The organism is Chelativorans xinjiangensis (genome assembly GCF_009812055.1).
Classification (GTDB): domain Bacteria; phylum Pseudomonadota; class Alphaproteobacteria; order Rhizobiales; family Rhizobiaceae; genus Chelativorans; species Chelativorans xinjiangense.
In genome coordinates this window covers 160,132-174,145 of record NZ_WQNH01000001.1, presented here as the reverse complement: position 1 = coordinate 174,145, position 14,014 = coordinate 160,132, and the positions used below count along the sequence as shown (strand labels likewise).

The 14,014-nt window shown below is 65.8% G+C and carries 10 protein-coding genes; 6 read left to right on the top strand and 4 right to left on the bottom strand.

Features of this window, described 5'->3' with window-relative positions:
- The first annotated feature begins 40 nt into the window (after positions 1-40).
- Both GM910_RS00760 and GM910_RS00755 read left to right on the top strand, forming a co-directional pair.
- Positions 41-1,171, top strand: coding sequence for a molybdopterin-binding protein (locus GM910_RS00760; RefSeq protein ID WP_159585560.1), 1,131 nt, complete (start codon positions 41-43; stop codon positions 1,169-1,171).
- 10 nt (positions 1,172-1,181) lie between these two features.
- A complete protein-coding gene (locus GM910_RS00755; protein ID WP_159585558.1) occupies positions 1,182-3,140 on the top strand; it encodes a molybdopterin biosynthesis protein in 1,959 nt (652 codons plus the stop codon).
- A gap of 3 nt (positions 3,141-3,143) precedes the next feature.
- Here GM910_RS00755 and mobA read toward each other — a convergent pair whose 3' ends face one another.
- Complete coding sequence (gene mobA / locus GM910_RS00750; protein ID WP_159585556.1) at positions 3,144-3,770, bottom strand: molybdenum cofactor guanylyltransferase MobA; 627 nt, start codon at positions 3,768-3,770, stop codon at positions 3,144-3,146.
- Complete coding sequence (fdhD, locus tag GM910_RS00745; RefSeq protein ID WP_159585554.1) at positions 3,760-4,647, bottom strand: formate dehydrogenase accessory sulfurtransferase FdhD; 888 nt, start codon at positions 4,645-4,647, stop codon at positions 3,760-3,762. Before fdhD ends, mobA begins: the two co-directional genes overlap by 11 nt.
- 140 nt (positions 4,648-4,787) lie before the next feature.
- Here fdhD and GM910_RS00740 point away from each other — a divergent pair, with 140 nt between their 5' ends.
- The 4 genes from GM910_RS00740 to fdhF all read left to right on the top strand — a co-directional run bounded on the left by GM910_RS00740 (position 4,788) and on the right by fdhF (position 10,963).
- The gene (locus GM910_RS00740) at positions 4,788-6,044 is read left to right on the top strand and encodes a molybdopterin molybdotransferase MoeA (protein ID WP_159585552.1); all 1,257 of its coding nucleotides are present in this window, start codon (positions 4,788-4,790) and stop codon (positions 6,042-6,044) included.
- A gap of 61 nt (positions 6,045-6,105) precedes the next feature.
- Complete coding sequence (locus GM910_RS00735; protein WP_159585550.1) at positions 6,106-6,339, top strand: sulfurtransferase TusA family protein; 234 nt, start codon at positions 6,106-6,108, stop codon at positions 6,337-6,339.
- Between the two features lie 141 nt (positions 6,340-6,480).
- Positions 6,481-8,190, top strand: a complete 1,710-nt coding sequence (locus GM910_RS00730; RefSeq protein ID WP_159585761.1) for an NADH-ubiquinone oxidoreductase-F iron-sulfur binding region domain-containing protein — start codon at positions 6,481-6,483, stop codon at positions 8,188-8,190.
- A gap of 1 nt (position 8,191) precedes the next feature.
- Complete coding sequence (gene fdhF / locus GM910_RS00725) at positions 8,192-10,963, top strand: formate dehydrogenase subunit alpha (protein ID WP_159585548.1); 2,772 nt, start codon at positions 8,192-8,194, stop codon at positions 10,961-10,963.
- Positions 10,964-10,985: 22 nt separating this feature from the next.
- Here fdhF and GM910_RS00720 read toward each other — a convergent pair whose 3' ends face one another.
- Positions 10,986-12,365 carry a M20 family metallopeptidase gene (locus GM910_RS00720; protein WP_159585546.1) on the bottom strand — a complete coding sequence of 460 codons (1,380 nt, stop codon included), beginning with the start codon at positions 12,363-12,365 and terminating at the stop codon, positions 10,986-10,988.
- 1 nt (position 12,366) lies between these two features.
- Positions 12,367-13,941: a gamma-glutamyltransferase gene (locus tag GM910_RS00715; protein WP_159585544.1), complete on the bottom strand. Its 1,575-nt coding sequence runs from the start codon at positions 13,939-13,941 to the stop codon at positions 12,367-12,369.
- Positions 13,942-14,014: the final 73 nt, after the last annotated feature.

The window sequence follows — 14,014 nt, the reverse complement described above, 5'->3', positions numbered from 1 at the left end:
GCTGTTGCAATGGTGAGCGCATCTGGCCCATCATGCGGGCATGAACAGAATACAGCCTGCCAAAGGCGTGCTGACCAGCCTCGAATCGGCTCTCACCGCACTGCTGGATGGGCTGGCGCCCGTCGCTCCGATCCATTTGCCGCTCTCCGAGGCCGTCGGCTGCATCGCAGCGGAGATGGAGCCGCTGCGCGAGGCGCTGCCGCCACGCAGCATCGCCGTCATGGACGGCTGGGCCTTTCGCGCGCTCGATCTGGCGGGAGCGTCCGCCTATTCGCCGGTCCCGCTCAGGGCTTCGCCTGTCTGGGTCGAAGCGGGCGATGTGATGCCCGAAGGATGCGACTGCGTTCTGGAGGCTGATCTGGTGGATTGCAGCGGGCCGATGGCGCAAGCCTTCGCCGAGGCCATTCCCGGAAAGGGCATCCGCCGCGCCGGTGCAGACATGACTGCGGGATATCCCGCTACGCAGCCGGGCCGCCGAATATCGTCGCTGGATCTTATGGTCTTGCGCAGCGCGGGGCTCGACAAGGTTGCAGTGCGGGTTCCGCGTGTGCGCGTGATCGACGTTGCCGCCGCGAATGGCGACAGGCTGACGGCCCTGTTCGTCCATGAAAGCGCGAGGACCGCGGGTGCGGGGCTGACCGAGGTCGAGACCGTCAGCCGGGACGCCAAATCGATTGCCGCCACGCTGGATGGAGGACCGTGCGACCTCGTCCTCCTTGTTGGCGGCACGGGTGCGGGCCGCACAGATGCGACCGCTGAAGCGCTTGCCGCACGCGGGGCGCTGATTGCCCATGACATCGCCCTCCAGCCCGGCCAAACGGCAGCGGTCGGCCGGATCGGCGATGTGCGGATCGTCGCTCTGCCCGGCGCCCCCGATCAGGCCTTCGCGGCATTCCTCGCGCTCGTTCAGCCAGTGCTCGACCGCCTCGCCGGCCGGTCGGAGCGAGGCGGCATGGTACTGCCGCTGGTGCGCAAGATTTCGTCGGCGGTCGGCATTGCCGAAGTGGTTCTGGTGAAGCAGGAAAAGGCAGGCTGGATGCCGATTGCCACAGGCGGCTTTTCACTGGATCAGATGCGGTTGGCCGGCGTATGGCTCATCATTCCGGGCGACAGTGAAGGGCATGCTGCGGGAACGCCCGTCGAGGCGTTTCCACTCCGCGAGTTCATGTGAAGCCATCTCGATGACCGACAAAACTTCCCATCCCAACGCCTCGGAACGCCAGGGCGCCGGCCAGCACCAGTTCCTCACGATCCTGTCGCGGGAGGAAGCGCTGGCCCGGTTCGAGGCGGCTATGTTTCCGCGCGCCATCGTGGCGGAAGATCGGCCCCTGGCCGATGCGCTGGGGCTGGCGCTTGCCAAAAACGTCGTCGCGCCGATCGACGTGCCGCCGTTCGACCGTGCGAATGTCGATGGTTTCGCCGTGCGCTCCGCGGACATTGCCGCGGCATCGGAAGGGCAGCCGGTTCAACTCACGCTCAACGGGGAAACCATCGCCTGCGGCGTCACGCCGGAACTGACCGTGCGCGCCGGAACCGCGACCTCCATCTCGACAGGCGGGCCGGTGCCGCGCGGCGCGGACGCCATCGTCATGGTCGAGCACACCCATCCCAGGGAGGGCGGCGTCATCGAGATCCGGCGCAGCGCCTCGCCCGGCCAGCTCGTCTCATACGCCGGTTCAGACATTGCGCGGGGCGAGATCGTTCTTCGCGCGGGAACGGTCATCGGCTCCCGAGAGATCGGCATGCTCGCGGCCTGCGGCATCGCCTCGGTCTCCGTGGCGCGGAAACCGCGTGTTGCCGTCCTGTCGACCGGCGATGAGCTCGTTCAGCCAGGGGATCCGCTGCCTTCCGCCGGCATCTACGACACCAACGGCGCCATCGTCGCAGCCGCCATTGCCGAAAATGGCGGTCAGGCGGAATTCCTCGGCAGCCTGCCCGATGACGAGACACGGCTGGAAGCTGCTATGCGGCAGGCGCTGGCGGACCACGACATGCTGATCCTGTCCGGCGGCACGTCGAAGGGCGCGGGCGATGTCAGCCACCGCATCGTCGCCCGGCTTGGCGAACCGGGGATCATCGCGCACGGGGTCGCGCTGAAGCCGGGCAAGCCGCTGTGCCTTGCGGTCTGCAACGGCAAGCCGGTCGTCGTCCTGCCCGGATTCCCGACCTCGGCCATGTTCACCTTTCACGACATGATCGTTCCGGTCCTGCGCCGCATGGCCGGCCTTCCGCCACGAACCGACACGCAGGTGACCGCGCGTGTTCCGCTCCGCATCGCCTCCGAACTTGGCCGCACCGAGTTTGTCATGGTGTCGCTGGTCAAGGGGCAGGAGGGTCTCGTGGCCTATCCGACAGGCAAGGGCTCGGGCGCCATAACCTCCTTCGCCCAGGCCGACGGCTTCATCCGCATCGAAGCCCTGGCCGATCACATGCCATCGGGCAGCGAGGCCGAGGTGACGCTTTTCACGCCGCAGGTGCGGGTGCCGGATCTCGTCATCATCGGCAGCCACTGCACCGGCCTCGACCGCATCGTGGCGCCGCTTACGCGAGACGGATATTCCGTACGCGTTCTAGCGGTCGGCAGCCTGGGCGGGCTCGCCGCCGCGCGCCGGGGCGAATGCGATTTCGCGCCGATCCATCTCCTCGACGAGAAGACCGGGCGCTATAATGAGCCATTTCTCGAGCATGGGCTCGAGTTGGTGCCGGGCTGGCGTCGGATGCAGGGCATCGTCTATCGCCCCGGCGATTCACGGTTCGAGGGGCTCGATGCGCAGGATGCCCTGCGCTCCGCCCTTGCCGACCCGACCTGCCTCATGGTCAATCGCAACCAGGGCGCGGGAACGCGCATCCTGATCGACTCCCTCCTCGGTTCGGCGCGGCCGGACGGCTACTGGAACCAGCCGCGATCGCACAATGCGGTCGCCGCGGCGGTGGCGCAGGAGCGTGCGGACTGGGGCGTCACCATCGCTCCAGTCGCCCGGGCAGCGGGGCTCGGGTTCATTCCACTGGCGGAAGAGCACTATGATTTCGCGCTGGTCGCGGCAAGAAAGGACCGTCCCGCCGTGAAGGCCTTTCTGGCTGTACTGCAGTCGGACGAGTGCCGGAAGGCATTGGAGCAGGCGGGGTTCCGTCGGGCCTAAACGTCACGCTTCGAGAAGCCGGGCGAGGCGTTCGGCCTCGGCAAGGTCGTCCAGCGTATTGGCGTTAAAGAACGGATCCACCGGATCGTCCGGCCAGGAAACGGTTGCCAGCCGGTAGTTGGCGGTCCAGCGGTCGATCTTGCGCATTCCCCCCACGAGCGCCTGGCGCAAATCGTCCCGCAGACCGACGCTCCAAAGGCCGATCACCGGGTGCGAGCGGCCCGCCGATGCCGCGACGCAAAGCAGCGCTTCCTCCGCCCTCCGCGCCGTGTGGAAGCGCTCGACAAGGTCGCTCGGCAGGAATGGACAGTCGCCGGCAACGCTGACGACCCACTGCGCTTCCGGCCGGTTCCCGGCTGCCCAGTCGAGCGCGGCAAGCACGCCGGCGAGCGGGCCCGGATAATCCTCCACCGTATCTGCGATCACCGGCAGGCCGAAGCGCGCAAAGCGGGTCGGGTCGCCATTGGCGTTCAGCAGAAGCCCGTCGCATTGCGGCGCAAGCCGGCTAACGACGTGATCGAGGATAGCGCGCCCGCCGATTGTGCGCATCGGCTTGTCGCCGCCGCCCATGCGCCGCGCCAGCCCGCCCGCGAGGATAACGCCTATCGTGGCCGGGCGCTCAATCGTCATTTCTGCTGCCCTTGCGTTGAATACGCGCCGGTTCCTCCTCGACGGCGGCCAAGTCCTCGTCGAAGACGATCCGCTCCTCGCCCGACAGGACCGCGAACCTCTTGCCGCGCGCCCGGCCGACCAGCGTCAGGCCGGCCTGCCTTGCCAGGTCCACGCCCCAGGAGGTGAAACCGGAGCGAGAGACGAGGATCGGGATGCCCATCCGCACCGTCTTGATCGTCATTTCGGAGGTCAGCCGGCCGGTCGTATAGAGGATCTTGTCGCCTGCCTCGACGCCGTGCTGGTACATCCAGCCGGCGATCTTGTCGACGGCGTTGTGGCGGCCGACATCCTCCATGTAGCAGATCGGCGTTCCTTCCTTGCAAAGCACGCAGCCATGGATGGCCCCCGCCGCCAGATAGAGCGAGGGCGTGGTGTTGACGGTGCGGGTCAACTGGTAAAGCCAGGACGTGCGCAATTCCGCTGCAGGCAAAGCGATGGTCTCGAGCGCCTCCATGAGATCGCCGAAGGCGGTGCCTTGCGCGCAGCCCGAAGTCAGCGTCTTCTTTTTCAGTTTCTGCTCGAAGTTCGTCCCTTTCTCGGTGCGCACGACGACAACCTGAAGGTCGTCGTCATAGTCGATCCCGGTCACGGCATCGTCGGGCTTGAGCATGTTCTGGTTGAGCAGATAGCCGACCGCCAGATACTCGGGATAGTCGTTGATCGTCATCATGGTGACGATCTCCTGCGAATTCAGATAGAGGGTCAGCGCGCGCTCGACCGGAACACTCACGTCCACCGGGTTTCCCGTGTGGTCGATGCCGCTGACACGTTCCGTCAGCCGCGGGTTCTCCGGGTCAGGCATGATTACGCTGACGCGGCTCTTGATGTCATGCATGATGCTCTCGCAAATCCTGTTCGTCGCCGCAGCGACCGGGACATGATCCCAAATTTGCATGAAAACGCTCGCGCGTCTGCATTTCGTCCTATTATAGTAGGGCGCGAACACGCGTCGATCGGGTGAAACGGTAGATCAGGATGGCGCAACTTTCTGACGACTGTTTTGCATTCGGCGGCCCGTTGAGGTCCATCGACGAAACTGTCGCCCTCATCACCTCGCGTCTGGCCGCCGTGGACGGGACCGAGACCGTCCCGCTCGGTTCCGCCGATGGGCGCGTCCTTGCTGCAGATGTCGTAGCCCCGCTCCCATTGCCCCCGTTCACCAATTCGGCGGTGGATGGCTATGCGCTGTCCGGTGCCGATCTGCCGGAAACCGAAGAACAGGCCTATCCCGTCGTGGGCCGGGTAGAAGCCGGTATGTCGCCGGGGCTGCCGATCCAAAAGGGCCGTGCCGTGCGCATCTTCACCGGTGCGCCAATGGCCGAGGGGACCGATACCGTCTTCATGCAGGAAGATGTCCGCCTGGACGATGCCGGCAGGGTGATTCTTCCACCCGGCCTGAGAAGGGGAGCGAATGTGCGCCCGGCAGGCGAGGATATCGCTGTCGGCAAGACTGTTTTGAGGGCTGGTCACCGCATGCGCCCGCAGGATGTCGCGCTCGCCGCGGCATTGGGCCTGACCGAGGTCAATGTCCGCCGGCGAATACATGTTGCGGTATTCTCGACGGGAAATGAGATCGTTGCGCCGGGCCGGCCGCGCAGCCCGGCGCAGCTTTTCGATTCCAATCGTTTCATGCTGATTGCCATGCTTGAGCGCCTTGGCTGCCAGACCACGGATCTCGGCATCCTCGGCGATGACCCCGATGCGATCTCCGGCAGCCTGCGGACTGCCGCTGCGGCGCATGACCTGATCCTGACCTCCGGCGGGGTCTCCACCGGGGAGGCCGACTACGTCAGGAAAAGCGTGGAGAGCGTCGGCTCGCTGGTTTTCTGGCGCGTCGCCATCAAGCCCGGCCGTCCGGTTGCGATGGGCGTGATCGGTGGAACGGCGTTTATCGGATTGCCGGGAAATCCGGTGGCGAGCTTCGTCACCTTCGCCCACATCGCGCGTCCCGCCATTCTCGCGCTTGCCGGAGCGCATCTGCCGCCGCAGCCTTCAACGCTCGTGCGCGCGGCCTTCTCCTACCGGAAGAAGAAGGGCCGGCGCGAATACGTCCGGGCCAGCCTGCGCAAGGCCGAGGACGGTTCATACGAAGCGGTGAAGTTTCCGCGCGAGGGTGCAGGTCTTCTATCGTCGCTGGTGGAAACGGATGGGCTTGTCGAACTTGGCGAGGAAAGCATCGGGGTCGAGCCGGGCCAAACCGTCAATTTCCTTGGCTATTCGAGCCTTATCTAGTCGATTTCTGGGCCGGTAGCCTCGATTGACGAAGTGCGCGCGCCTCGTCATCCTGACGCGTATGACCACGATCCAACTGGACTTGACGGGATTGAAGTGTCCCTTACCTGCGTTAAAAACGCGCAGGGCGCTGGGCAGGATCGAGCCGGGAGATCGGCTCGAGGTCCAATGCACGGATCCGCTTGCCGCCATCGATATCCCTAATCTCATTAGCGAAACAGGTGATCGCATTGAGAACATCGCGCGCGACGGAGACAGGATAACCTTCCTGATCGAGAGGCGAGCGGACCCATAGGACTGTTCCGCAAAGACTTCCGGTTCTGCTAACTATTTCAGGCAGTATGCGGTTCGTACGCGCGAGGAAACCGGACCGGTTCGCAGTGATGAGGGAGGAAGGTGTTTGCACGATAGTGGGAGTACCGATGTGCCTGCCGATTTGACGGGGAGCAATGCGTCCCGCAACGGACGGGCAGGGGTCGCTAGAGATCGGCGCGGCCGCGACCGTGGACCCAAGGGACGCGCGCTCGATGAGGCGGCGTTGCGCGACATCCAGGCACTTCTTGGAAGCCGCGCCCGCCGCCGCGACCTGCTGATCGAGTTCCTGCATCTGATCCAGGATCGATACGGATGCCTGACCGCTCCGCATCTGCGGGCGCTGGCCGAGGAAATGCGTCTGTCGCAGGCCGAGGTGTACGAGGTGGCCTCGTTCTACGATCACTTCGATATCGTCAAGGAAGGCGAGGCGCAGCCGGCGCCGCTGACGATCCGCGTCTGCGATTCCATAAGCTGCATGCTGGCAGGGGCCGAGGGCCTGCTCGATGAGCTTTCCGCCGCCGTCGATCCGCAGGCGGTGCGCGTGGTGCGCGCGCCCTGCATGGGGCGGTGCGCCGGCGCGCCGGCCGCACGCATCGGCGATCGTGAAGTCGATCATGCCGATAGCCAGACGCTGATCGATCTGGCGCGTTCGGGCGACACGAAGGTCGTGATTCCCGCCTATATCGGCCTCGACGCCTATCGCGCTGCCGGCGGCTATCAGCTTCTGGGCAAGGTGAGGGCCGGGGAAGCCAGCACGGACGACATCATCGAGACAATGCAGAGTGCCGGCCTTCGCGGACTGGGCGGCGCCGGTTTCCCGGCCGGCAGGAAATGGAGCATCGTGCGCTCCTTCCCCGGTCCGCGACTGATGTCGATCAACGGCGACGAGGGCGAGCCGGGCACGTTCAAGGACCGCATCTATCTGGAAAGCGATCCGCACCGCACCTTGGAGGGCGCGTTGATCGCCGCGCACGCGGTCGAGGCGGAGCGCATCTATTTCTACATGCGGGACGAATATCCCGCGGTCCTCCACATCCTGCGCACCGAGATCGCCGCCCTGGAGGAAGCCGGCCTCATCGTGCCGGGTTTCATCGAGCTGCGCCGCGGCGCCGGCGCCTATATCTGCGGCGAGGAAAGCGCGATGCTGGAAAGCATCGAGGGCAAGCGCGGCCTGCCGCGCCATCGCCCGCCCTATATCGCCGAGGTCGGCCTGTTCGGGCGCCCGACGCTCAACCACAATGTTGAGACGCTGTGGTGGATCCGCGACATCGTCGAGCATGGCGCGGAGTGGTTCGCAGAACAGGGCAGGCCCGATCATCCGGGCGTCCGCTCATGGTCGGTCTCCGGGCGCGTGCGCGAGCCGGGGGTGAAGCTGGCGCCCGCCGGCATCACCGTCCGCGAGCTGATCGATGACTATTGCGGCGGCATGGCCGAGGGCCACGAGTTCAAGGCCTATCTGCCGGGCGGCGCGTCCGGCGGCGTGCTCCCGGCATCGATGGGCGACATTCCGCTCGATTTCGGCGGCGAACTCGCCAAGCAGGGTGCTTTCGTCGGCTCGCATGCGGTCGTCGTCTTCTCGCAGGCGGACAACATCAAGGACGTGACGCTCAACCTCCTGAAGTTCTTCAAGCACGAAAGCTGCGGCCAGTGCACGCCCTGCCGCGAGGGGACCGAGAAGATGGTCACCTTGCTCAAGAAGCAGGACACACCCGACGAGACCGCCATCCGCGACCTCGAAATGGTGATGCGCGACGCCTCCATCTGCGGCTTGGGCCAGGCTGCGCCCAATCCGGTCAACCACCTTCTGACTCATTTCCGGGACGACCTTTGAGATGACCAGCCAGATCACCTTCACGCTCGACGGAAAGCCGGTCACCGCCGCCGAAGGCGAGACCATCTGGGACGTGGCCAAGCGCGAAGGCACGCGCATTCCGCATCTGTGCCACGTCGACATGCCCGGTTATCGCCCGGACGGCAACTGCCGCGCCTGCATGGTCGACATCGAGGGCGAACGCGTGCTCGCCGCCTCCTGCATCCGCAAGCCGGCCGAAGGCATGGTCGTGCACACGGACACCGAACGCGCCGAGAAATCGCGCGCCATGGTGTTCGAGCTTCTGGCCAGCAACATGCGACCCGCCGCAGCGGGACCGGACAACCAGTCCGCCTTCTGGCAATGGGCCTCCTCCATGGGCATTTCCGGAAGCGATCGCTTCGGCTCCAAATTCGCATCCGACGATGTCGCCCCGGAGTTCGACGTCACCAACCCTGCGATCGCCGTCAATCTCGATGCCTGCATCGCCTGCGGCGCCTGCGTGCGCGCCTGCCGCGAAGTGCAGGTCAACGACGTGATCGGCATGGCCGAGCGCGGCAACCATTCCGTGCCGGTCTTCGACATCCATGACCCCATGGGCCTCTCGACCTGCGTGACCTGCGGCGAATGCGTGCAGGCCTGCCCGACGGGCGCCCTTTATGAGAAGTCGCTGATGGACAAGGCGGGCAAGACCCGCGCCGTCCAGACTTTCGACAAGGTAGTGGACACGCTCTGCCCGTTCTGCGGCGTCGGCTGCCAGACAAAAGTGGCGGTGAAGGACAACAGAATTGTCCAGGTCGACGGCCGCAACGGCTATGCCAACGAGAACAGGCTGTGCGTCAAGGGCCGCTTCGGCTTCGACTACGTCATGTCGCCCGAGCGCCTCACCAAGCCGCTCATCCGCCGCGACGATGCGCCGAAGGCTGGCGACATCGACCTGCGCGGCGTCGATCCGCTGACCGTCTTCCGCGAGGCGACCTGGGAAGAGGCGCTGGCGCGCGCCGCCGGCGGTTTGACCGCGCTCCTGAAGACCCATGGCGGCAAGGCGCTGGCCGGTTTCGGCTCGGCCAAGGGCTCGAATGAGGAGGCCTACCTGTTCCAGAAGCTGGTGCGCCAGGGCTTCGGCACCAACAATGTCGACCACTGCACCCGGCTTTGCCACGCATCCTCGGTGGCCGCACTCATGGAAGGCGTCGGCTCCGGTGCCGTCTCGGCGCCGTTCAACGATGCGCTCAAGGCCGACTGCATCATCGTCATCGGCGCGCGCCCGACCGTCAACCATCCGGTGGCGGCAACCTATTTCAAGCAGGCCGCCAAGCAGGGCAAGAAGCTGATCGTCATAGATCCGCGCCGCCAGGACCTGATGCGCCATGCCAGCCATGCGCTGCAGTTCAAGCCGGGCACCGACGTTGCCCTTCTGAACGCTCTGATCCATACGATCATCGAGGAAAAGCTCTACGACGAGCAGTATATCCAGGCCAATGTCTCGGGCTTCGAGGCCTTGAAAGAGAAGGTGAAGGATTTCTCGCCCGAGGCGATGGCGGAGGTCTGCGGCATCGATGCCGCCACGCTGCGCGATGTCGCGCGCACCTATGCGAAATCCGAGCGCTCGATCATCTTCTGGGGCATGGGCATCTCCCAGCACACGCACGGGACCGACAATTCACGCTGCCTGATCGCGCTTGCGCTGATCACCGGCCATGTCGGCAGGCCCGGCACCGGGCTCCACCCCCTGCGTGGCCAGAACAACGTCCAGGGCGCCTCCGACGCCGGCCTCATCCCGATGTACTTCCCCGACTACAAGTCGGTCGAGAATATCGACATCCGCGGCCAGTACGAGAATTTCTGGGGCCAGACGCTGGACCCCAAGCGCGGCCTCACCGTGGTGGAGATCGTCGATGCCATCCACGAGGGCGAGATCAAGGGCATGTACATCATGGGCGAGAACCCGGCCATGTCGGACCCCGACCAGACCCATGCGCGCGAGGCGCTGGCCATGCTCGAGCATCTCGTGGTGCAGGACATCTTCCTGACCGAGACCGCGTGGCACGCCGATGTGGTGCTGCCCGCCTCCGCCCACGCCGAGAAGATCGGCACCTATACCAACACCAACCGCCAGGTGCAGATCGGCCGTCCCGTGCTCGATCCGCCCGGCGAGGCCAGGCAGGACTGGGAACTGATCGTCGAGATCGCCCGGCGCATCGGCCTCGACTGGAGCTATGGCCATGTGTCGGATGTCTACACCGAAATGGCGAGCGTGATGCCTTCGCTGAAGCATATTTCCTGGGAGCGCGTGGAGCGGGAGGGATCGGTCATTTATCCGGCGGACGCCGAGGACAAGCCCGGCAACGAGATCATCTTCACGGAAGGATTCCCGACCTCCGACGGCCGCGGCCGGATCACGCCAGCCGACCTGCTGCCGCCGGCCGAGGTGCCCGACGAGCAGTATCCGCTCGTGCTTACGACGGGCCGCCTGCTCGAGCATTGGCACACCGGTGCGATGACGCGTCGCGCCGGCGTGCTGGACGCCCTGGAGCCCTACGGCATAGCCGCGATGAACCCGCGCGAAATCGCCAGACAAGGCCTGACGCAGGGCGACGTTATCGAGGTGCAAACCCGGCGGGGAACGGTCGAGGCGATCCTGCGCGCCGACCGGGAAGTAGCCGACGGCATGGTATTCATGCCTTTCTGCTTCAACGAAAGCCCGGCCAACGAGCTGACCAACCCGATGCTAGACCCCTACGGCAAGATTCCGGAATTCAAATACTGTGCCGCTCGCGTGGCGCCGCTGTAATATCGGGGCGCGCTCGCATAGCTCAACCACGCTCCCCGATGTCCCAGAACAACCCCGTCATGAGCTCCAGCGCCTCCTTCGTCATCGAAAGAAGGGCATGCTCGTTCGGCGCGTGCTGGGAACAGCCTGGATAGGAGTGGGGAACCCAGACGGTGGGAAGGCCCAGGATCTCCGCGAAGGTGTCGTTGGGTAGTGAGCCGGCGAGGTTGGGCAGCACCGCCGGCTTCTTGCCGGTGGTTGCCGCTATGGACTCCTTCACCCGTGCCACCCACGGGTGGTCCGGATCGAGGCGCGTGGCGCGGAAGAAGCCGCGGTCGGCGGGGATGACCTCGACCTCTGAAAAGCCGTGCCTGTCGAGATGGCGGCGCAGCGCCGGCAGGATGTCGTCCGGGTCCGTGCCCACGACGTAGCGAAGCTGGCAATGGGCGTTGGCTTTTGCCGATATGGCGTTGACGGGCGCTTCCGGCACGCCGCTCGTCTGGGCAAGGACGGCAAAGCTGTTCCAGCCGAACACCCGCTCAGAGGGCGTGAGGGCCTCTTCGCCCCAGTCCAGGTCGATCGTCGGGCCTTCATAGCCGCCGACGGGGCAGTCCGCGAGGGCCTCGCGGACCGCCGGCGTCAGGCTGTCCGGCCGCCATTCCGGCACCTTGATCTGCCCGCGCCGGTCGACGATCGTCGCGATCGCATGCGCGAGCACGATCGCCGGATCCTTGAGGAGACCGCCCCAATTGCCCGAGTGATGCGCCCCCTCGCGCAAGTTCACGCGCAGGTCGAAATTGACGCCGCCGCGTGAGCCCATGAAGAGCGTCGGCCGCTCAGGATGGAGGCGTGGCCCGTCCGAGGCGATGAGCACGTCGGCGGAAAAAAGGGCCTTGTTCCGCCGGAACAGTTCGGCAAGGCCCGGCGAGCCGCACTCCTCGCCCATCTCGATGACGATCTTGCAGTTGAAGCCGAGCTGGCCGCGCTCCGCGAGAACGGCGCGAAGCGCGGCGATGTTGATGCAGTGCTGGCCCTTGTTGTCGGCGGTGCCGCGCCCATAGACGCGGTCTCCCTCGACGACGAGCTTGAACGGATGAAGCCCCTCCCGCCACTGCGCCGTCTGGGCGCGGATGACGTCGCCATGGCCGTAGACGAGGACCGTCTCGAAGGAGGGATCCTCGATGCGTTCGGCGAAGAGGAACGGCACACCCGCTGAGACCGGATTGTCCATGATGCGATGGGTGAAGCCCAGCGCTTCGATTTTGGGGGCTATCTCCTCCGTGAGGTAGCGCAGCAGCTCCGGCCGCTGCTCCGGCGCCTGGCTTTCGGTCTCGTAGGCGACCATGCGCCCCAGTTCCTCGACGAAGCCGCCCGAGGCCAGATAGTCGTCGATGCGCGCGATCGCGCTTTCCCGTGTGGTCATGTCAGGCGTCCTCTTTCTCGGCCACGGCGTCGCCCCATGGCGACATGATCTCGGTGCAGCCCATGTTCATTCCGTTCTCCCGCACCACGCCCGCCGGACAGGCGAAGGCGTAGGGGAAAACCGTGCGCTTGGCGGTGACGGTCGGATGAACCTCTTCGAGCGCCCGGACGATCTCCCGCGAAAGCGCTTCGTCGGCGACGATCGTGCCGCCGCCGCTGTTGTCGATGCGCGGATGATGGAAGGCGTCTTCCAGCGACATACCGAAGTCCATCATGAAGGACGTGAGGTTGAGCACGGCCGGCAGGATCTTGCGCCCGCCGGAGGCGCCGATGGCGAAGCGGCGGCCGTCCTTCTCGCCGATGGTCGGGCAGACATTCATCAGGCAGCCCTTGTCGGGCGCCAGCGAGTTCGGCTTGCCGGGCTCCGGGTCGAACCACATGATGCCGTTGTTCATCAGAAGCCCGGTCGAGGGCGAGACGACGCGCGAGCCGAAGATGGAAAGCAGCGTCTGCGTCACCGCGCACATATTGCCGTTGCGGTCGACGACGCTGAAATGCGTGGTGCAGGACGGCGCGTGCGGGGCGTCGAGGTCGCCCATCTCGGCGAGCCTGCGGCGGTAGGTCATGCCGAGCGCGCGGCCTATCGTGGCGAAGCTTTTCCCGTCGGGGGAGGCGCCCGGTGTGAACGCCTCCTCCATCATGGCGAGGCACTCGGCAAGGTTCGCCCCCGCCGTCAGGCCCTCGGGCGCGTGGACAATCCCGCCGCGATAGCGAACGTCGATGGTCGGCGTCAGGCGGGCGCGATAGGCGGCAAGATCCTCGCGGGCAAGACACCCGCCCTTGGCGCGAATGTCGGCGGCAAGGCTCGTTGCGATGTCGCCTTCATAGAAGTCGCGGGCGCCGGCTTCCGCAAGGCGTGCCAGGGTATCGGCCATGCGGGACTGATCCAGCCGCCGCTCCGAAAGGGCCGTCCAGCCGGCGATGATCGGCCATTGCCCCTCGTCGAGGAAGATGGCCGCCGCGTCCGCGTCCTTCGCCAGCTCTCGCGCCGTGGAGGCGATCAGGAGGGAGGCATACCAGTCGATCAGCATCCCCTCTTTCGCAAGACCGACAGCCGGCCCAAGAAGCGCCCGCCATTCGATCGTGCCGTATTGCCGGTGCGCGAGTTCCATGCCGGCAACGGTGCCGGGCACGGCGATGGCGGTCGCGCCCTGGACGTTGCGGTCGTCCTCGACCGCCGGCCAGGGAAAGAGATCGGAGGACTTTCCGTAGCCCGCGAGGGGGTATTCCGCCGGGTCGAGACCCTTCGGCGAGCGCATGCCGAACTGGATCGTGTAAGCCTTCTGCTCGTCTTCACGCCAGATGACCATGGCGCCGCCGCCGGCGGGGCCGCTCATCCACGGCTCGACCACGCCGATGGCGAAGGAGGTCGCGACCGCCGCGTCGACAGCGTCGCCGCCCGCTTCGAGTATGGCGGCGCCCGTCTCGGCGGCGCGCCGGTGTTGGGCTGCCACGACGCCGGCCCTGGTCGCGGCAACGTGTTTGCGTACGGATTGCGAACGCGAGAAATTGCTCATCTTCCTGCCCTGAGTGTTCCTGCCGGTTAGAGCAATTCCAGGAAAAGTGGAAACCGGTTTTCCGTCCGGAATT